The following is a 19062-nucleotide window of genomic DNA, read 5'->3' as shown; positions in this document are numbered from 1 at the left end:
TGCCGCACTGACGGTTGTCAGCCCGATCCCTTGAGTGAATAATCCCATTTCAGGGTTTTCGTTCCATAACTAGGTGTTAAGCGGCCTTTATCCGAATAGAAAAGTGTGCCTTCCTTTCAGGTAAGGAGACCCCCGCGTGCCGTCCTCCGAATTCCGCCCGGCCGAGGAGCTCAAGCCCGACGACACCTGCGCCTTCCTGTTCGCCGGCACCGGCTCGGCGGGCGCGCCCGACCTGCCGGCGCTCGCCCGGACCGGGCCCGGCGCCGCCCGCGCCGTCGCCGACGTCCTGGACGCCGTCCAGGAGGGCCTGCCGCCCGCCGGATGGCCGTCGCTGCGCACGATCCTGCTGGACGACCCCGCCGCCTACCGGCCCGCCGCCCGCGCCCCCGGCGTCGCGCAGCTGGCCTCCTACGCCGTCGCCGTCGCCGTCGACCGGGCGCTGCGCGCGCACGGCGTCCACCCCGCCTTCGCGGTCGGGCAGAGCTTCGGCGAGATCGCCGCGCTGGTGTGCGCGGGCGCGTTCACCGTCACCGACGGCGCCCGGATGGCGGTGTCGGCCGTCGACGTCCTGGCCCGGCGCGGCCGGGGCGGCGGCATGGGACTGCTGGAGGCGGGCGAGGACGACGCCCGCGCCTGCGTCGCCGCCGCCGGGGAGCCGGACGTGGTCGTCGCGTGCCTGAACGCCCCGTCGGCGACGGTGGTGTCCGGCCCGGACGGGCCCCTGGACGCCGTCCTCGCCGCGGCGCGCGGCCGCGGGGTCGGCGCTGTGCGGCTCGCCGTGCCCTACCTGTCGCACCATCCCGCGCTGGCGGGCGCCGACGACGAGTGGTACGCCATGATCCGCCCGTTCCCGCAGCGGCCCCTGGAGGTCGCGGTGCACTCCCCGGTCCGGGGCCGCGCCTACCGCGACGACGACGACCTGCACCGCGCGCTGGCCGACTGCATCGTCGAGCCGGTGCGGCTGCCGGACGCGCTGCGCGCCGTCCACGCGGCGGGCGCGACGGTGTTCGCCGAGGCGGGCGCGGGCGCCGCGCTGTGCCAGTGCGCGCGGCTGTGCGTCCCCGGCGCGCGGACCCTGACGCCGCTGCGGGACCGTCCCCGGCCCGGCGTCACCGGCAAGGCCGCCCCCGGCGTCACGGCGGGCGGCGTCCCGCCCGTGACCCCGAAACCCGTGACGCCGGAACCGCCCCCGGACGCGGACCCTGACGGCGCGCGGGGCTCGGTGTCCGGGCTCGCGGGCGAGGGCGGTGGACGGCGATGAGCAGCGACGGCGACGGTGGCGGTGGCGGTCTGGCCGGGTTCGTGCGCGGCGCGGCCGTGGACGCCAAGACCCGCGCGCGGCTGGCGGACGCGGTCCCCGAGGAGTTCTTCGCCTGCCCCGACGGGCTGACGCCGCGCGCCCGGCAGGCCCTCACCTACGAGCGGCTGCGCCGCGCCGGGCTGGCCGCGCCGCCCGCCGCCGAGCTGCTGGCCGACCCGCCCGCGCTGTGCGCGCTGCTGGACCGCGCGGCGGTCGCCGACCCTGCCCTGTTCCACGTGATGCTGCTGCACTACACCCTCGCGCTCGGCCCGGTGCTGCGGTTCGGCGCCGACGAGCCCGAGACGCGGCGGATCCGCGGCGAACTGGAGTCGATGGCCACGTTCGGGACGCTGCTGATGACCGAGGTGGGGCGCAGCAACAGCCACCTGTCGCCGCGCACCCTGGCCCGGCACGACCCGGACGGCGGCGGGTTCGTCCTCACCACCCCGGACGCGCAGGCGGCGAAGTTCCCCACCAACACCGCGCACCCGGACGTCCCGAAGACCGCCGCCGTGTACGCCACGCTCGTCCACGGCGGGGCCGAGCGGGGCGTGTTCGTGTTCGCGGTGCCGCTGCGCGGCAGCGACGGCGCGGTCCCGCCCGGCGTGCGGGTGGTGCCCGCGCCCGACACCACGGGCCTGCCGGTCGACTACGCCGCCGTCCTGCTGGATGAGGTCCGCGTCCCCTACGGGGCGTGGCTGCGCGACGGTGCCGCCATCGACGCGGCCGGGGAGTTCCACGACCCGGAGGGCACGGCGGCGGCGCGGCTGACCCGGTCGATGGGCATCGCGCCGCAGGTGTGGCGGGCGGTGGTGTCGGCGTCGGCGGCGGTCACGCGCGCGGCGGCGGGGACGCTGCTGGCGCACTCGGCGGGCCGGACCACCCTCGGGCGGCTCGCGCCGCGCCGTCCGCTGACCGACTACCGCAACCAGCGGGAGGCGGTGCTCGGCGCGCTGGCCGCCGGGTACGCGCTGACCGCCGTCGCCGCGCACGCCACCGCGCCCCGCCCCGGCCCCGCGAGCGGCCCCGCAAGCGGCGCGGCGGGCGGGCCGGAGACGGCGTGGGCGCCGTGGTCGGCGGTCGACCGGGACCTGGCGCTGCTGAAGGCGGCGGCGACCGCGCAGGCGCAGGAGACGGTGTCGGCGTGCCGGGTGCACAGCGGCGCGCCGGGCTTCGCGGCGGTGGAGCGCCTCAACTCCTACCGGGGCCTGACCCACGCCTACCAGAACGCGGGCGGCGACAACGAGCTGATCCTCTACGACACGGCGCGGGCGATGGCCGACCTGGACCGCTACGTCCCGCCCGAGCCCCGCGACGTCGCCCCCGACGCCGACCTGGACTCCCCGGAGACGTGGATGGCGCTGGCGGGGGAGGCCGAGCGGCGGATGCGCGACCGGCTCGCCGAGCGGGTCGCGGCGGCCCGCCGCTCCGGCGCCGACGCGTTCGCCGCGTGGAACGGCAACCTCGTCCTGGCGGCGCGGACGGCCGGGGCGTGCGCGGACCGGCTGGTCCTGGAGATCATCGCCGCCGCGCCCGCCGCGGCGGACCCGGACGCGCGGCCGCTGCTGCGGCGGGTGCTGGGCCTGCACGCGCTGAACCTGCTGGAGCGCCGCGCCGCCGACCTGCTCAACGAGGGCGCGGCGCCGCCCGGCGTCCTGGACCGGCTGTGGGCGGCGCGGCGGCGGGTCTGCGACGAGCTGGCCCCGCACGCGGGGGAGCTGGCCGCCGCGTTCGAGCTGCCCGCGGCGGTCACCGCCCCTTCCGCCTTCCTCACCGCCCACTGATCCGTCCGGCCCGGTTCGCCCCTCCGCCCATCCCGCTCCGGCGGGCCTGTCGGCGGGTCCGTCGCGGGGCCCGCCGGCGGGCGTATCCGCACGCCACGCCGCGACTTTGCCAAGGACGCGGGGGAACCGGCGGGAGATGGCTACCGTTCTCGTAAGACAGGCGAACACGTTGCGGGCGCACGGGACCCGCACGGCCGATACGGAGGTAGACACAGTGGGAGTCAGTCTGAGCAAGGGCGGCAACGTCTCGCTGACCAAGGAGGCTCCGGGACTGACCGCCGTCGTGGTCGGCCTCGGCTGGGACGTCCGGACCACGACCGGGACCGACTTCGACCTCGACGCCAGCGCGCTGCTGTGCTCGGCCGAGAACAAGGTCCTGTCGGACCAGCACTTCGTGTTCTTCAACAACCTCAAGAGCCCCGACGGGTCGGTCGAGCACACCGGCGACAACCTCACCGGCGAGGGCGAGGGCGACGACGAGCAGATCAAGGTGAACCTCGCCGGCGTCCCCGCCGAGGTCACCAAGATCGTGTTCCCGGTGTCGATCTACGACGCCGACGGCCGGCAGCAGAACTTCGGCCAGGTCCGGAACGCGTTCATCCGGGTGGTGAACCAGGCCGACAACAGCGAGATCGCGCGCTACGACCTGTCGGAGGACGCCTCGACCGAGACCGCGATGGTGTTCGGCGAGCTGTACCGCAACGGCGCGGAGTGGAAGTTCCGCGCGGTCGGCCAGGGGTACGCCTCGGGCCTGTCGGGCATCGCGTCCGACTTCGGGGTCAACGTCTGAGACGTCTAGGACGTCCGGCCTCGTGGTCGGCGTCCGAGCCGGGGGCTCGGGCGCGCGGGGGAGCGCGGGGTCGAGCGTCGGCGGCACGGCGCGGAGGGGCGTCCCGGAGCGGGCCCGTGAGGGCCGGTCCCGGGACGCCCCTCGTTCACACCCGGGGCTGCCAGGGGATGGCCGGGTGACGATCTTCGCCTGCGACAATGGGGGCATGAGCGAGCGCGGGCCGATCGACTACTGGCTGTCGGACATGGACGGGGTGCTGGTCCACGAGGGCCGTCCCGTCCCCGGGGCGCAGGAGTTCGTCCGGCGGCTGTCGACGTCGGGCAAGCCGTTCCTGGTCCTGACCAACAACTCGATCTACACGCGGCGGGACCTGTCGGCGCGGCTCGCGGCCGCGGGCCTGCGGGTGCCGGCCGAGTCGATCTGGACGTCGGCGCTGGCGACCGCGAAGTTCCTCGCCGACCAGCGCCCCGCCGGGTCGGCGTACGTGATCGGGGAGGCGGGGCTGACGACGGCGCTGCACGAGTCGGACTTCGTGCTGACCGACATCGACCCCGACTACGTGGTCCTCGGCGAGACCCGCACCTACAGCTTCTCCCAGATCACGCGGGCGATCCGGCTGATCGAGGGCGGCGCCCGGTTCGTCGCGACCAACCCCGACCCGATCGGCCCGTCCCCGGAGGGGTCCCTCCCGGCGTGCGGCGCGGTCGCGGCGATGATCACCCGGGCGACGGGGGTGGAGCCGTACTTCGTCGGGAAGCCGAACCCGCTGATGATGCGGACGGCGCTGAACATGATCGGCGGGCACAGCGAGCGGACCGCGATGGTCGGCGACCGGATGGACACCGACATCGTCGCCGGGGTCGAGGCCGGGCTGGAGACGATCCTGGTCCTGACGGGCGTGACCCGCGAGGAGGAGATCGCGCGGTTCCCGTTCCGGCCGCACCGGGTCGTCCCGTCGATCGCGGACCTGCACGACCTGGTCTGACCGGGGGGCGGGGCCGGTGGCGGCGGCGATGCGGATGATCCGGGACGGCGGGACGCGTGAGCTTGAGGTCCGCAGATCCAGGTTCGTGTGCACCCTCGCCCGGGTCGCGGAGGAGGCGGACGCGGCGGCGTTCATCGCCGCGCACCGCCGCGCGCACCGCGACGCGACCCACAACTGCACCGCCTACGTCGTCGGGGACCACGGCGAGATCACCCGCAGCAGCGACGACGGGGAGCCCGCGGGGACGGCGGGCGTCCCGATGCTGGAGGTGCTGGTCCGCCGCGGCCTGACCGGGACCGCCGCGGTCGTCACCCGGTACTTCGGCGGGGTGAAGCTCGGCGCGGGCGGCCTGGCCCGCGCCTACGCCCAGGCGGTCGGCGACGCGGTCGACGCGGTCGGGGTGGTGGAGCTGCGCCCGGTGGTGACGGTCACGGTGGCCGTCGACCACGCCCTGGCGGGACGGTTCCTCACCGACCTGCACGCCCGCGGCCCGCAGCCCGGCGACGTCCGCTACGGGGCGGGCGTGGAGGCCGACGTGGCGGTCCCGGCGGCCGGCCTCGCCGAGTTCGAGGCGTGGGCGGCGCGGGTCACGGCCGGACGCGCGCGGCTGCGGCGCGGCGCGCCCGGCCACATCGAGGTCCCCGTCCCCTGACCGCCCCCGGGACCGGCCGGGTGTCAGGTGGTGAGGAACTCGGACAGGACGGGCGCGAGCGCGTCCGCTGCGACGTCGTGGGTCTGGCCGGGCAGGGTGCGGTGCGTCCCGGCGGGCAGGAGTTCGGCGGTGCGGGCGGCGACGTCGCGCATCCACGCCGGGCTGTCACCGCCGTCCAGGACGAGCACCGGGACCGCGACCCGGCGCAGGGTCTCCTCGGGGACGGCGCCGCCGCCGCCCGAGTCATCCATCACGGCCGAGTCGTAGGCCAGCGACGGCGCGAGCGCCTCCAACGCGGGCCACATCGGCGCGCCCCGCATCCGCCGCACCGCGTCCTCGGGCATCCCGACGGCCGCCATGAACAGCGCGACCGCGTCGCCGCGCCGCCCGCGGCGCCGATGAGGGCGGCGATGTCCTCGATCTCGCGTTCGACGGTGTAGGGCGGGGTGTCGCCGCTGTCGCCGCGCCCGCGCCGGTCGTAGGCGAGCACGGCGTGGTCCGGGGCGAGGAGCGCGGCGAGCGCGGCGCCCGACCCCCGGTCGTTGAGCGCGCCGCCGACGTAGATGAGCGCGGGGCCGTCGCCGGTGCGGTCGTAGGCGATGCGGGTGCCGTCCGCGGATTTCACGATGTCCATGAGGGTGTCCTTCCCAGGTTCCGGCGGGTTCCGGCCGACGCGCGGGCAGGCCCGGGAGGGTGCGGGCGCGGCCGTTCACCCCACCGACGAACGAGAGGCCCCCGGACGGACACCTGCGGACGGCCCGTCGGTGCCTTCCCCGGAACGGCACGTCGGGCGGGGTGGGCGTCGTGTAGCATCACCCGGCGATGACCAGCAGTTTCATCCTCCGCGACCAGGTCCGGGCGGGGATCCTCGACGCCGCGGCGACGGTACTGGCCGAGCGGGACGGCCCGGCGAGCATGGCCGACGTCGCCCGCGCCGCCGGAGTGCCCCGCGACACCCTGGACCGCTACTTCCCGACCCGGGACGCGCTGCTGTGCGCCCTGTCCGAGGCGGCGCTGGCCGACCTGGCCGGGCGGCTCGCCGACGCGCGGCTGGACACCGTCCCGATCGAGGAGGCCGTCGCCCGGATGACCGGCGCGACGATCGCCGTGGCCGCCCGCTACCGGACAGCGGGCCTGTTCGGCCGGACGCCGGCGGAGGCGCGGCGGGTCGAGCGGCGGCTCGCGGCGCCGCTGCGCGCGGTGTTCGAGCGCGGCGCCCGGTCGGGCGCGTTCCGGCCCGACATCCCCGTCCACACCCTCGCCGAGCTGTATTTCAGCCTGCTGGAGGGCGTGGTGACGCGGGTGGTCGGACGGCGACTGGAAGTGGAGGAGGCGAGCGCGTCGGTGACGTCGCTGTTCCTGTCGGGCGTGCTCGCCCCTTCGCCGCCCGGCCCCCGCTGACACGCCCCCGCGAGCCGGACCCGCCCGCGGGGTCAGCCGCCGAGGCTGTCCAGGGCGACGTCGAGGCGCTGGGCGAGGCTTTCGATCTGCTCGTCGTTGGCGCCGGTGTCCAGCTCGGCGATCACGGCGTCGCGGGTGGTGAGGACGAGCGCGTCCTCGGGCCCGTCCCCGCGGGACGGGTCGCGCGGCACCACCCTCGCGTGCCCGCCGACGACGACGAGCGCGGCGTCGCGGTCGGTGGAGGCCAGCAGGGCGTGCAGGTGCTCGGAAGTGATCGTCGGCATGGACTGCCCCTCCGGGTTTCGGCGGTACGGCTGGAAACGGGTCCCACTCGGGACGATTGGCCTCGGGATGGCCGGCGGAACGGTCGTCGGAACGAACGGCGGAACGGCCGGTGGTTGCGGGGTCAGGGTTTGCGGCCGATGCCGGTGGCGAATTCGCGGGCCCGCATCGGACCGCCCGTGCCGGGCGACAGGGGCGGGGTGCCGCGCCCGGCGCCGGTGCGCAGGCCCTCCAGGAACTCCTCGATCGCCGCGCGGGCGGAGTGCCGGGGCGTCCAGCCGAGCTCGTCCCGGGCCCGCGCGGTGTCCATCACCGGCACCCGCAGGGCCAGGTCGAGCAGGCCCGGCGAGGCGGGCACCAGGTGCAACGCCCACGCGGCGGCGACCGCGGCCCGCACCCCCCGCACCGGCACCCGCACCGTCCGCGCGCCGAGGATGTCGGCGAGGGCCGCCGCGTCCAGGACGGGATCGGCGGCGACGTTGAACGCGCCGCGCGCGTCGCCGGTGGCGGCGAGCCGGAACGCCTCCCCGGCGTCCGCCGAGTGCAGCGCCTGCAGCGTCAGCCCCGGCATGTCCGGGACGACCGGCACCCGCCCCGGCCGGACCAGGCGCCCCGGCAGCAGCGGACCGGCGAACAGCCGCCGCTGCTCGGCCGCGGTCTGCCGCTCGAACACGAACCCCGGCCGGATCCGCACGACGCGGCAGTCGGGGTTCGCGGCCTCGAACACGTCCAGGAGACGTTCGACGTAGGCCTTCTCCCGGCTGTAGGCGGCGCCCGGCCAGCCGTGCGTCGGCCACGACTCGTCGACCGCCCGGTCCTTGGGGCCGGGGGAGTACGCCCCGACCGACGACGAGTACACCAGCGCCGGGACGCCCGCCTCGGCGGCCGCGTCGAACACGCGGGAGCTGCCGAGGACGTTGGCGTCCCACGTCACGGCGGGGCGGTGCGTCGGCTGGAACAGCCACGCCAGGTGCACCACGGCGTCGGCGCCGCGCATCAGCGGGACCAGGTCGCTGTCGGTGACGTCGGCCTCGGCCCACTCGACCTTGCCCGCCTCGTCCGCGCCCAGGCCCGCGTCCGGCCCCGCGTCGGGGTCGGGCCGACGGCGGGCGAGGCCGGTGATCGCGGTGACGGCCGGGTCCGCGGCGAGCGCCCGGACCGTGCGGGTCCCGATGTTGCCGGTCGCGCCGGTCACGACGACGCGCATGGCGGCCTCCCTCCTCATGCCGCCCCCGCGGAACCGTCCCCGCAGGTGGACGGGACCGGGCCCATTCCCGCCCCGCGCCGATCTATGCCCCGCCCTCCGCACCCGGGCGAGAACATGGGAGGGGACGGGGACGGGCGGGCGGAGACGGGGCAGGAGACGGGCAGGACGGCGGGCGGGGCAGGCCGGAGGTCAGGCTGGAGGTCAGGCCGGGTGCGGGTCGCCGGGACGGCACCGCTCGCACGGCCGGTACCCGGCGGCGCGGGCGGCGGCCAGGTCGCGGAACCCGCGCCGGTGCGCGGCCGTGATCCGGCGGGCGTCGCCGCAGGTCGGATAGCACACGATCCCGGTGGTGTCGCTGCCGACGAGGCGGACGCCGCGGCCGGCCAGGTCGGCGGCCGCGTCGACGTCGACGTCCTCGGCGCGCAGCAGCCGCTCCTTGGCGGCGGCGCCGAACACGTACTCGCCTAGCGTCCCGTCCGAGCGGGTGACGCGGTGGCAGGGGATCAGCAGCGGCACCGGGTTGCGGCCCAGCGCCGACCCCACCGCCCGCACCGCCTTCGGCCGCCCGGCCTGCCGCGCCACCCACGCGTACGGGCGGGTCTGCCCGCGCGGGATCGCCGCGGCGGCGCGCAGCACGGCGGCCTCGAAGCCGCTGAGGCCCCGCAGGTCCAGCCGCAGCCCGCCGAGCCGCCCGGTGCGCAGCGCGGGCACCAGCCCGGCGGGCGGACGCGCGGCGGGCAGCAGCGGACGCGCGAACCGGGCCCGGAACGCGGCGGCGAACTCGGCGTCGTCCATCCCGGCGCGCAGGAACGCCACGCCCTGGTCGGTGAACGCGACCTGCACGCCCTCCAAGGGCCCGGGGACGTGGACGCGGCGTGCGGCGACCCGGTCCAGCAGCGACGGCGGCGCCTCGACGGCGAGTCCCGCAAGCTCACCGGCCAGTTCGCCCGTCAGGTCGCCTTCCGGGCCGCCGCTGGCCGGGTTGAGGGCGGGGTTGTCGTAGTGGTGGTTCATGGGGTGCCCCCTCGCTGGTCAAGGTGCTGCGGTTCCGTGTCTTGCGGGCCGGGCCGTGGCCGGCCGCGCAGCGCGCGCAGCCGGGACAGCCCCCGGGAGACGTGCGACTTGGCGGTGCCCTCCGGGACGCCGAGGACGACGGCGATCTCCGCGACCGGCAGCCCGGCGACATGCCGGAGCACCACGGCCGCGCGCTGCGCCCGGGGCAGCTCGCTCAGCAGTGCGGCGAGCTCCCGGCCGGTCTCGTGGCGGGCGGCGGCGTCCTCCACTCCCTCGCCGGGGTCGGGCGGGTCGGGCGCGTCCTCCAGCGGCCCCGGCGGCGGGCGCCGCACCGCCGACCGGACGGTGTTGCGCCACACGTTCGTCAGGATCGTCAGCAGCCACGCCCGCGGCCGCAGCTCCTCGATCCGCGCCGGACCGTACCCGCACAGCGCCCGGTAGGCGCGCAGGAACGCCTCCGCCGACAGGTCCTCGGCCTCGGCCCACCGCCCGCACAGCCGCAGCGCCGTGGAGAACACCGCACCCCGGTACGCCTCGTACATGGCCTCGAACCCGGCGTCCAGGTCGCGGGACAGGGCCGCGACGACCCGCGCGGCCGCCTCTTCCGCGGCGGCCTGGTCCGCAGGCGCCGCGCCCGCGTCCGTCGCGCCCTGCGGCCCGCCGTCGTCGGCGGGACCGTCGTCGGCGGGACCGTCGGCGGCGGGGCCGGGGCGGGTGCGGGGGAGTTCCTCGTCCGTTACCGTCACATCCGTTCAACACCGCCGCGCCCCGTCACGTTGCGGCACCCGGCGGCGGGTCCGCGGGCCGGCGCGGCGCGCGGCGGGTCAGCCGAGCCAGCCGGGACGGATCATGCCCGTCTCGTAGGCCAGCACCACGAGCTGCGCCCGGTCCCGCGCCCCGACCTTCGACAGGATCCGGCTGACGTGCGTCTTGGCGGTCGCGGGCGACAGCACCAGCCGTCCCGCGATCTCCTCGTTCGACAGGCCCGCCGCGACCAGCTCCAGCACCTCCCGCTCCCGGTCGGTCAGCGGGTCCAGCCGCTCGGCCGGCGGCGGCTTCGCGATCCGCGACGCGAACTCGGCGATCAGCCGCCGCGTCACCGTCGGCGCCAGCAGCGCGTCCCCGCGCGCCACCACCCGCACCCCGTGGATCAGCTCCGGCGGCTCGGTGTCCTTCACCAGGAACCCGCTCGCCCCCGACTTGATCGCGCTGTACACGTAGTCGTCCAGGTCGAACGTGGTGAGGATCACGACGCGGACCGCGTCCAGGCGCGGATCGGAGGTGATCCGGCTCGTGGCCTCCAACCCGTCCAGGACGGGCATCCGGATGTCCATCAGCACCACGTCGGGACGCAGCTCCGACGCGACCCGCACCGCCTCCAGACCGTCCCCGACCTCCGCGACGACCTCGATGTCGTCCTCGCCCGCCAGGATCGACCGGAACCCCGCCCGCACCAGCCGCTGGTCGTCGGCCAGCATCACCCGGATCACACGACCCCCCTCTCCTCCGGCGGAGGACACCCCGGCCCCGCACGCTCCCTGCCCGCGCACGCCGCCCCTTCTCGTGCGCCGTCCAGCCCGCCAACCGTAGTTCAGACCGGGCCCGTCCCGCGCCGCGTCCGGCCCCACCACCGGCCGGGGCCCCGGGCACCCCTGACTTTCGTCAGTAACGGGCCATATCACCGGCTTGTAGCGTGGACCGCGTGAACACCCCCGCGTCCCCCGCCCCGGTCCCGGCCCGCCCCGGCGCGGCGGCGCGGCTCGCGGAGCTGCGCGGGACGGTCCGCGCCGCGGTCCGGCGCCCGTCCCGGACCGCGGTCATCACCGACGTCTTGCTGTTCGCGCTGTTCGCGTTCCCCCCGGTGATCGGCGTCCTGTCCCCGCCGCCCGGACGCGGGCCGGTGCCATGGGCCCAACTCGCCGGGCTCGCCGTCCTGGCCGCCGCCGTCGCGGTCTGCCGCGCCTGGCCGACCACCGCGCTCCTCGCCGCCATGTGCCTCACCGGCCTGCACGGCAACTTCGCGTTCGCCATGCCCGTCCTCGCCTACCTCACCGGCCTGCGCACCGCCCGCGCGCAGCCCCCGCTGCTCGGGTTCGCCGCCGTCCTCGCCGGCGGCGCCGCCCTGTCGGTCGCCCGCGGCCTGAACGTCACCGCCTGGTTCCCCGCCACCGTCTGGCTCGTCCTCCTCGGCGTCCTGCCCTGGCTCGTCGGCCGCTACTGGCGCCAGTACCAGGAACTCCTGCGCGCCGGATGGGAACGCGCCGAACGCCTGGAACACCAGCAGCGCATCATCGCCGAACGCGAACGCCTCCGCGAACGCGCCCGCATCGCCCAGGACATGCACGACTCCCTCGGCCACGAACTCGCCCTCATCGCCGTCCGCGCCGGGGCCCTGCAGGTCGCGCCCGGCCTCGCCGACCGGCACCGCGCCGCCGCCGCCGAACTGCGCGCCGGGGCCGCCGAGGCCACCGACCACCTCCGCGAGATCATCGGCGTCCTCCGCGACGACACCGCCCCCGAGCCCGGCGGGGCGCCGGTGCGGCCCGCCCGGGAGAGCATCCCCGACCTGGTGGAACGCGCCCGCGCGTCCGGCGTCCCCATCGACCTCACCATCGACGCCCCCGGCCCGGGCGACGGGCCGAGCGATCCGGAAACGGACACCCCGACAGGGGACGGCCCCGGGCCGGAGCGGGAGGTACCGCCGATGGTCGCGCTCGCCGCCCACCGCGTCGTCCAGGAGGCGATCACCAACGCCGCCAAACACGCCCCCGGCGCCGCCGTCACCGTCCACCTCACCCACCGCGGACCCGGCGAACCGATCACCGTCACCGTCGCCAACCAGCCGCCCCCCGGCGACCCGCCGCTCCTCCCGTCCGGCGGCCACGGACTGACCGGCCTCACCGAACGCGTCCGCGTCCTCGGCGGCACCCTGCACGCCGCCCCCGCCCCCGGCGGCGGCTTCAAGGTCACCGCCGACATCCCCACCACCCCCACCACCCCGACCCCCGGCACAGACGTGGGGGAGTGGACGTCGGAATCGGCGCGGCACCTCGCCACCAGACGCCGCCAGGTCCGCCGCGGCCTGATCACCGCCATCGCCGTCCCCACCGCCCTCATGACCGTCCTCGGCGGCATCATGGTCGGCTACTACGCCTACACCACCCTCAACTCCGTCCTCGAACCCGCCGACTACGCCGCCCTCCACGTCGGCGACCCCGAGGACCGCGTCAACGACACCCTCCCGCCGCTGGAGACACCCGACGCCGACGTCGTCCGCCAGACCGTCCCCGAACCCGCCCACACCCGCTGCCGCTACTACCGCCCCGACTCCGGACTCCTCGGCGCCGGACGCGTCTACCGCCTCTGCTTCGCCGGCGGCCGCCTCACCGCCAAGAACTCCTACGACACCGCCCAGCTCAACGCCGGACGCCCCGACGAACCCGCACACCGAAAGGACGGCCCGTGATCCGCGTGCTGCTCGCCGACGACGAAGCCATGATCCGCGCCGGCGTCCGCGCCATCCTCACCGCCGACCCCGCCATCGACGTCGTCGCCGAGGCCGCCGACGGACACGAGGCCGTCGACCTCACCCTCCGCCACCGCCCCGACGTCACCCTCCTCGACATCCGCATGCCCCGCCTCGACGGCCTCGCCGCCGCCGCCGAACTCCGCCGCACCGCCCCCGCCACCGGCGTCATCATGCTCACCACCTTCGGCGAGGACGACTACATCGCCCAGGCCCTCGCCGGCGGCGCCAGCGGATTCCTCCTCAAATCCGGCGACCCCCGCGAACTCATCACCGGCGTCCGCGCCGTCGCCGACGGCGCCGCCTACCTCTCCCCGAAGGTCGCCCACCGCGTCATCACCGAACTCGGCGGCGACCGCCTCACCGGCGGCGCCCGCGCCCGCCGCCGCACCGCCGACCTCACCCCACGCGAACGCGACGTCCTCGCCCTCCTCGGCGCCGGACTCCCCAACGCCGAGATCGCCGCGCGCCTCCACGTCGTCGAAGGCACCGTCAAGGCCTACGTCAGCGCGATCCTCACCCGCCTGGACGTCCGCAACCGCGTCCAAGCCGCCGTCCTCGCCTACGAAGCCGGGCTGGTCGACACCGCGACAACCGACACCTCCGGCGCCTTCAGCCCAGAACACCGCGCCTGACACGCTCCCGCCGCGGGGCGGAGCGCGGCCGCTAAGAGCCGTGGGGGCCGTACGTGCTGGTTACGCCACGGGGCACGGGCGGCAGGCCGCCCATCACGTCCGGCGACGTCACCGCCGCCTCGTCCATCAGCCCCCGGCCAGGACCGCCCGCCGCAACGGACGCGCCCCCGGGAACGGGCGCCCCCACCGGCACCGGACCCGGCGCGTTCCAATCTCCACCCGCAGCCACCACCGGACGCGCACCCAACAGCACCGCGCCCGGCGCCATACCTCGCGACCACTCCACCACCGGCCGCAGCACCGCCGCCAACAGCACCGCCACCACCGAAGCCACCACGACCCCGACCAGGAACCCCGCCGCCACATCATGCGGATAATGCACACCCACGAACACCCGCGAGAACGCCATCACCGCCGCCAGCGGCAGCACCAACGGCGCCATCGCCCGCCACGCCACCACGATCGCCGCCGCCGACCCCGCCGCGATCGTCGCGTGATTACTCGGGAACGACCAGTCACCCGGCGACGGACACGCCGCGATGTGCACCGCCCCCGCCACCGCCCGGCACGGACGCTCCTCCTGAATCGCGTCCTTGGACACCTCGCTCACCAGATACGCCGCCACCATCGCGAACGGCGCCGCCAGCGCCAACCCCATCGACCGCGCGTCCCTGCCCCGCGCCCGCCACCAGCCCGCCACGAACAACACCCCGAACAGCAGCAGGCCCGCATCCGTCCCGACCTCCGCCACCGAATGCACCCACGACGGCGTCCCCACGGCGAACTCGGTGATCTCCCGGTACAGATCGGCACTGAACTCCGGCGGTCCCATACTCTCCCTCACGCTCATCGACGGCCCCGCGCCCGACACCTGTGAGACACCTTGCGGACCGCCAATGTTCACCCTAGAGCCATGCCGACGTCACACTCGGCACAAACCGCCGATCACACGCCCGACACCGAAACCCCCGCCGCCCCCGCCCCACGCAAGAGCTGCCGCTCACCCCAACCGCGCACCGCTCAGGACGACCGCCTGCCCTCAGCCGCACCCGGCACCCGCTCCACCGCGCTCCCGACCACGGCCCCCGCCCTCCCGCCCCCGACCGGCGAGGTGCTGCTGACCGACGGACAGTTCGCCGAGACCAAAGACCAGCTCACTCGCTCCGCCGCTGGCCCCTTACCCGGCCACTCCTCTGGTCGAGCCTCCGGACGTGGCTCCGGACACCTCTTCTTTCGCTCCTCTGGTCGCGTGGCCGGTGGTGCGGTCGGAGGTGTGGTCGGTTGCGTAGTCAGAGGTGTGGCCGGTGGTGTGGCGGCGGCGCGTGAACCGGACGGTCTCCACCAACGCCGTCACCGACAACGCCAACCCCAGGCCGACCGCCACACCCTTCAGCGGATCGTCCTCGAACGCCGCCCCGCCCACATAACCCAGCAACGTCCCGTACAACGCCCACGACACCGCCGCGACCGCCGCGAACAGCGAGAACGACCGCAACCTGTATCCGACCGCGCCCATCGTCAACGTCACCGCCGTGCGCCCGCCCGGCACATACCGCGCCACCACCAGGATCAGCCCGCCCCGCTCCGCCACGGTCCGCCCCGCCCACCCGAACGCCCGATGACGCCGCGTCCCCGGCCGCGCCCGCCGCACCAGCCGCCCACCCGACCCGCGCCCCAGCACATACGACACGTGATCACCCGCGAACGCGCCCAGCGCCGCCAGCACCACCACCGGCACCAGCTCCGGACCCCCCGACGCCGCGTACACCCCCGCAGTGATCACCATGCTCTCGCTCGGCACCACCGGGAAGAACCCGTCCAACGCCGCCACGGCGAACAGCGCCAGATAGAACCACGGCGACGTCACCGCCGTGTCCACGAAACCCATCACCCCGTCCATGGACACGACGCTAGGAAACGACCCGCCACCCGCGAATCAGGCGAAAGACCACGACCATCCCCGACCTTCGACAGGGCGACCCCCGGTCCTGCGAACGATGTACACCCGGATCCTCACCCCGGACGAAGCACCACCGCCCACCCCCGCGCGACCCTGGAAAACGACGCAGCCCACCACACCGACCGGGGGAGCGCACCATGAAACCCGAACCCGAACCGCTGACCACCCACGCCCGACTTCACGCCCAGGCCGACGCCCAGGGGCAGGGGCAGGATCACGCGTACGAGCGCACGCCCGACCGCGTCCGCGCGTCCGACCAAGACCGCGACACCACCGTCCAACGCCTCGGCGACGCCCTGTCCGAAGGCGCCCTCGACACCGCCGAACACCGCCGCCGCCTCGACCGCGCCCTCACCGCCACCACCCGCGGCGACCTCCACCGCCTCACCGCCGACCTGCCCGAGTCCCGTGCCGCCCGCGACCGCGCCGAAACCGCCCGGCGCACCGCCGAAGCCGAGGCCGACAAACGCGCCTGGCTCGACGAATGGGGCTACTGGGCCGGCGGCGCCGCCATCATGACCGTCATATGGGCCGCGTCCGCCGTCCGCAAGGGGGAGTGGACGTTCTTCTGGCCCGTCGTCCCCCTCGGCATCTGGGCCGCCATTCTCGTCTCCTACGCCATCTGGCCCTCACGCGACGACCACTGACCCCCCAACGAAGACACCGTCCGAAGGCTCCCGCATCGAAAAACCAGTCGCGCTCACCCCCGGACGTCCACCACACTCCAAAAACCGTGGGACACCTGCACATCTTCGACATGGACGGCACGCTGCTCACCGGCACCACCGCCAACCTCGAAATAGCCCGTCACCTCGGCACCCTCCCCGAACTCCACGACCTCGAAGCCCGCTTCGCCACCGGCGCCCTCGACACCCGCGCCTTCTCCACCGAGATCCACCGGCTCTGGCGCGACCTCACCCCCGCCATCGTCGCCACCGCCTACACCGACGCCACCTGGCTCACCGGCATCGCCGACGTCTGCGCCGACATCCACGCCCGCGGCGAACACTCCGCCGTCATCACCATGTCGCCGGACTTCTTCGCCCGCCACCTCCTCGACCTCGGCTTCGACCACGTCATCGCCTCACGCTTCCCCCCGATGCCCTTCACCGGCACCCTCGACCCCAGCGGCATCCTCACCCCCGCCGACAAGGTCGACATCGCCGAACGACTCCGCGCCCGCCACGCGCTCACCCCCGCGCAATGCACCGCCTACGGCGACTCCATGTCGGACGCGCCCCTGTTCCGCCACCTCACCAACACCCTCGCCGTCAACGCCGACCACCACCTCGCCGACATCGCCGCCCTCCACTACAACGGCACCGACCTCACCGCCGCCTACACCCTCGCCCGCACCCTCCACACCACCTGAACTCACAACCCCCAAGCCCAGGCCCCCGCCGCGCCAGCGCCAACGGAAAGACCGTGCGGCGTCGGCCAGCCCAGGGGAGCGGCGCGGTGCGGGGGAGCGGAGGACCGGTCAGCCTCGGCGGCGGCCCTCCACCGGACCCAGCAGCGGATGCACCCGCATCGCCGCCTCCAACTCACCCGGAAGCTCATCCCGGTACCGGCCCAGCGTCGACAGATCCGAATGCCCCAGAACCCGCCGCACCGCGTCCATGTCCGTCGCCGCCGCCAACAGATGCGTCGCCGTCGTATGACGCAACCCATGCGGCGTCACACCACGCCGACGCCCCGGCTCCACCCGCGCCAACACCCGATCGATCACCCCCTGCACATCACCCCGCGCCAACCGCCGACCCCGCCACGACAACAACAGGGCCTTCGGCTCCCGCCCCCGATCCAGCAGCGCCCGCCCCTCCGCCAGATACGCGTCCAGCACCTCCGCCACCGGGTGCGGCAACGGCACGTCCCGCGTACGCCCGCCCTTACCGAAGATCCGCCAATACCGCGTCCCTCCGTTGACGAAGAAGTCCTCCGCGTTCGCCGCCGTCAGCTCCGACACCCGCGGACCCACCGCCGCCAGCAACAACACGATCAACCCGTCCCGTAACTCCGTCCGCTGATCCGCACGACCACCCACCCCGCCCGGACCCGCCGACGCCAACCCCCGCGCCGCCCCCAGCAACCCCTCCGCCTGCTCCGCCGTCAACGCCCGCCGCTCCGCCCGCAACCCCCCACGCTGCACCGGACGCACCGTCACCGCACCCATCGGATCAAGCTGCACCCACCCCGCCACCACCGCATACTTGAAGAACGCCGACAACGACCGCCGGAACCGCGCCTGCGACGCCGCACTCTGCACCGGCCCCGCCACCCGCCGGTCCGGCGCCGACCCCGCCCGCCGCCGCCCGTCCGGCTTGCGCGCGAACGCCAACAGCACCTCATCGACGTCCTGACCGGCCAGATCGTCCAGCACCCGCGCCCCGCCGGCCAGCTCCGCGAACGTCAGCACGTCACGCACGTACACCTCCGCCGTCCGCGGCGTCAGCGCACCCGTCGACGTCTTCGCACGCACCATCTCCGCGTAACGGTCGGCTGTCTCGGCCACGGTCAGACGCTGAATCTCAGAGGGACGCACCCGCCGGACGCTATCGCCCGCCCCCGACAGAACCCCGCCCACCGGGGTATCACCACCGCACCGACCCCGCCGACCAGGGAAGAGGGGAGTACCGACCCAGTGCGCATCGGCACCTCCGGATGGCAGTACACCGACTGGCGCGACGTCCTTTACCCGCACGGCGTCCCACAACGACGCTGGCTCCACCACTACGCCGACACCTTCACCACCGTCGAGAACAACAACGCCTTCTACCGCCTCCCCACACACGGCACCTTCGAGAACTGGCGCGACGCCACACCCGAAGGCTTCGTCATGGCGGTCAAGGCCAGCCGCTACCTCACCCACATGAAACGCCTCCACGACTCCGCCGAACCCGTCGCCCGCCTCATGGACGCCGCCCGCGGACTCGGCGACCGGCTCGGACCCGTCCTGCTCCAACTCCCGCCCACCCTCCGCGCCGAACCCGACCGCCTCGCCGCCTGCCTGGACCGCTTCCCGGACGACGTCCGCGTCGCCGTCGAACCCCGCCACCCCTCCTGGTGGACGGACGAGACCCGCGCCGTCCTCGAACACCACGGCGCCGCCCTCTGCTGGGCCGACCGCCACGGCCGCCCCCTCACCCCGCTCTGGCGCACGACCGACTGGCTCTACCTCCGCTTCCACGAAGGTCCCGCCGAACCATGGCCCCGCTACGACGACGCCACGCTCCGCTCCTGGGCAAGCGAGCTCGGCCCGGCGGACAGCGACGCGTACGTGTACTTCAACAACGACCCCGGCGGCGCCGCCGTCCACGACGCCCTAGCCTTCATGGCCTTGACCACCGGCGCCTCCTGACGGCGTCCCGGCCGCGCGGCACTTACGTGATCATTCCGGCCCGGGAACGGGGCGCGATCGAGGGGAGGGGGAGGTCGTCGCGGACCCGCACGCGCCAAGCGAGATTGCTCCGGCAAGACGTCATCAGCGTGGTGACCAGGAACAACGCGATGGATCGCAGTCGTACGC

At 75.1% G+C, this 19062-nt stretch carries 21 protein-coding genes; 11 read left to right on the top strand and 10 right to left on the bottom strand.

Annotated features, from left to right (window positions below):
- Positions 1–136: 136 nt before the first annotated feature.
- The 5 genes from FXF68_RS30510 (at position 137) to FXF68_RS30490 (ending at position 5511) form a co-directional block, all read left to right on the top strand.
- Positions 137–1261: an acyltransferase domain-containing protein gene (locus tag FXF68_RS30510; protein WP_148765279.1), complete on the top strand. Its 1125-nt coding sequence runs from the start codon at positions 137–139 to the stop codon at positions 1259–1261.
- Positions 1258–3084 carry an acyl-CoA dehydrogenase gene (locus FXF68_RS30505; protein WP_148765277.1) on the top strand — a complete coding sequence of 609 codons (1827 nt, stop codon included), beginning with the start codon at positions 1258–1260 and terminating at the stop codon, positions 3082–3084. Before FXF68_RS30510 ends, FXF68_RS30505 begins: the two co-directional genes overlap by 4 nt.
- Before the next feature lie 214 nt (positions 3085–3298).
- Entirely contained in the window at positions 3299–3874 is a 576-nt protein-coding gene (locus FXF68_RS30500) for a TerD family protein (protein WP_148765275.1), read from the top strand.
- A 205-nt stretch (positions 3875–4079) separates the two neighbouring features.
- A complete protein-coding gene (locus tag FXF68_RS30495; protein ID WP_148765273.1) occupies positions 4080–4859 on the top strand; it encodes an HAD-IIA family hydrolase in 780 nt (259 codons plus the stop codon).
- A 28-nt stretch (positions 4860–4887) separates the two neighbouring features.
- Entirely contained in the window at positions 4888–5511 is a 624-nt protein-coding gene (locus FXF68_RS30490; protein ID WP_148766115.1) for an IMPACT family protein, read from the top strand.
- 23 nt (positions 5512–5534) lie between these two features.
- Here FXF68_RS30490 and FXF68_RS44180 read toward each other — a convergent pair whose 3' ends face one another.
- Positions 5535–5765 (bottom strand): alpha/beta fold hydrolase, encoded by a 231-nt coding sequence (locus FXF68_RS44180; RefSeq protein ID WP_246179037.1) that lies wholly within the window; start codon positions 5763–5765, stop codon positions 5535–5537.
- A complete protein-coding gene (locus FXF68_RS44175; protein ID WP_246179036.1) occupies positions 5762–6145 on the bottom strand; it encodes an alpha/beta fold hydrolase in 384 nt (127 codons plus the stop codon). The genes FXF68_RS44180 and FXF68_RS44175 overlap by 4 nt, the downstream gene beginning before the upstream one ends.
- A gap of 188 nt (positions 6146–6333) precedes the next feature.
- Here FXF68_RS44175 and FXF68_RS30480 point away from each other — a divergent pair, with 188 nt between their 5' ends.
- Entirely contained in the window at positions 6334–6912 is a 579-nt protein-coding gene (locus FXF68_RS30480; RefSeq protein WP_148765270.1) for a TetR/AcrR family transcriptional regulator, read from the top strand.
- Between the two features lie 32 nt (positions 6913–6944).
- On the opposite strand, the gene FXF68_RS30475 is transcribed toward FXF68_RS30480, so the two are convergent.
- The 5 genes from FXF68_RS30475 to FXF68_RS30455 all read right to left on the bottom strand — a co-directional run bounded on the left by FXF68_RS30475 (position 6945) and on the right by FXF68_RS30455 (position 10905).
- A complete protein-coding gene (locus FXF68_RS30475; protein WP_148765268.1) occupies positions 6945–7196 on the bottom strand; it encodes a hypothetical protein in 252 nt (83 codons plus the stop codon).
- A 122-nt stretch (positions 7197–7318) separates the two neighbouring features.
- Positions 7319–8401, bottom strand: a complete 1083-nt coding sequence (locus FXF68_RS30470; protein ID WP_148765265.1) for an NAD-dependent epimerase/dehydratase family protein — start codon at positions 8399–8401, stop codon at positions 7319–7321.
- A gap of 201 nt (positions 8402–8602) precedes the next feature.
- On the bottom strand, positions 8603–9415 hold the full coding sequence (locus FXF68_RS30465; protein ID WP_148765262.1) for a methylated-DNA--[protein]-cysteine S-methyltransferase: 813 nt from the start codon (positions 9413–9415) through the stop codon (positions 8603–8605).
- Entirely contained in the window at positions 9412–10161 is a 750-nt protein-coding gene (locus FXF68_RS30460; RefSeq protein ID WP_246179035.1) for an RNA polymerase sigma factor, read from the bottom strand. The genes FXF68_RS30465 and FXF68_RS30460 overlap by 4 nt, the downstream gene beginning before the upstream one ends.
- Positions 10162–10239: 78 nt before the next feature.
- Positions 10240–10905: a response regulator gene (locus FXF68_RS30455; RefSeq protein ID WP_148765260.1), complete on the bottom strand. Its 666-nt coding sequence runs from the start codon at positions 10903–10905 to the stop codon at positions 10240–10242.
- A 212-nt stretch (positions 10906–11117) separates the two neighbouring features.
- Here FXF68_RS30455 and FXF68_RS30450 point away from each other — a divergent pair, with 212 nt between their 5' ends.
- Positions 11118–12881 (top strand): sensor histidine kinase, encoded by a 1764-nt coding sequence (locus tag FXF68_RS30450; RefSeq protein ID WP_148765258.1) that lies wholly within the window; start codon positions 11118–11120, stop codon positions 12879–12881.
- Positions 12878–13576 (top strand): response regulator, encoded by a 699-nt coding sequence (locus FXF68_RS30445; RefSeq protein WP_148765256.1) that lies wholly within the window; start codon positions 12878–12880, stop codon positions 13574–13576. Before FXF68_RS30450 ends, FXF68_RS30445 begins: the two co-directional genes overlap by 4 nt.
- Before the next feature lie 31 nt (positions 13577–13607).
- On the opposite strand, the gene FXF68_RS30440 is transcribed toward FXF68_RS30445, so the two are convergent.
- Both FXF68_RS30440 and FXF68_RS30435 read right to left on the bottom strand, forming a co-directional pair.
- Positions 13608–14408, bottom strand: a complete 801-nt coding sequence (locus FXF68_RS30440; protein ID WP_148765254.1) for a phosphatase PAP2 family protein — start codon at positions 14406–14408, stop codon at positions 13608–13610.
- A gap of 345 nt (positions 14409–14753) precedes the next feature.
- The gene (locus FXF68_RS30435) at positions 14754–15476 is read right to left on the bottom strand and encodes a DedA family protein (protein WP_246179034.1); all 723 of its coding nucleotides are present in this window, start codon (positions 15474–15476) and stop codon (positions 14754–14756) included.
- Between the two features lie 197 nt (positions 15477–15673).
- Here FXF68_RS30435 and FXF68_RS30430 point away from each other — a divergent pair, with 197 nt between their 5' ends.
- Together FXF68_RS30430 and FXF68_RS30425 are read left to right on the top strand one after the other, a co-directional pair.
- Complete coding sequence (locus FXF68_RS30430; RefSeq protein ID WP_148765252.1) at positions 15674–16183, top strand: DUF1707 SHOCT-like domain-containing protein; 510 nt, start codon at positions 15674–15676, stop codon at positions 16181–16183.
- An 86-nt stretch (positions 16184–16269) separates the two neighbouring features.
- Entirely contained in the window at positions 16270–16908 is a 639-nt protein-coding gene (locus FXF68_RS30425; protein ID WP_148765250.1) for an HAD family hydrolase, read from the top strand.
- Between the two features lie 108 nt (positions 16909–17016).
- Here the strand turns inward: FXF68_RS30425 and FXF68_RS30420 are convergent, their stop codons facing one another.
- Positions 17017–18048 (bottom strand): tyrosine-type recombinase/integrase, encoded by a 1032-nt coding sequence (locus FXF68_RS30420; protein WP_246179033.1) that lies wholly within the window; start codon positions 18046–18048, stop codon positions 17017–17019.
- Between the two features lie 129 nt (positions 18049–18177).
- Here FXF68_RS30420 and FXF68_RS30415 point away from each other — a divergent pair, with 129 nt between their 5' ends.
- On the top strand, positions 18178–18894 hold the full coding sequence (locus FXF68_RS30415; protein ID WP_148765246.1) for a DUF72 domain-containing protein: 717 nt from the start codon (positions 18178–18180) through the stop codon (positions 18892–18894).
- Positions 18895–19062: the final 168 nt, after the last annotated feature.

Origin of the sequence: Actinomadura decatromicini (assembly GCF_008121305.1) — a bacterium.
Classification (GTDB): Bacteria; Actinomycetota; Actinomycetes; order Streptosporangiales; family Streptosporangiaceae; genus Spirillospora; species Spirillospora syzygii.
Note: the sequence above shows the minus strand (reverse complement) of the source record. Positions and strands in the feature narration are given on the sequence as shown.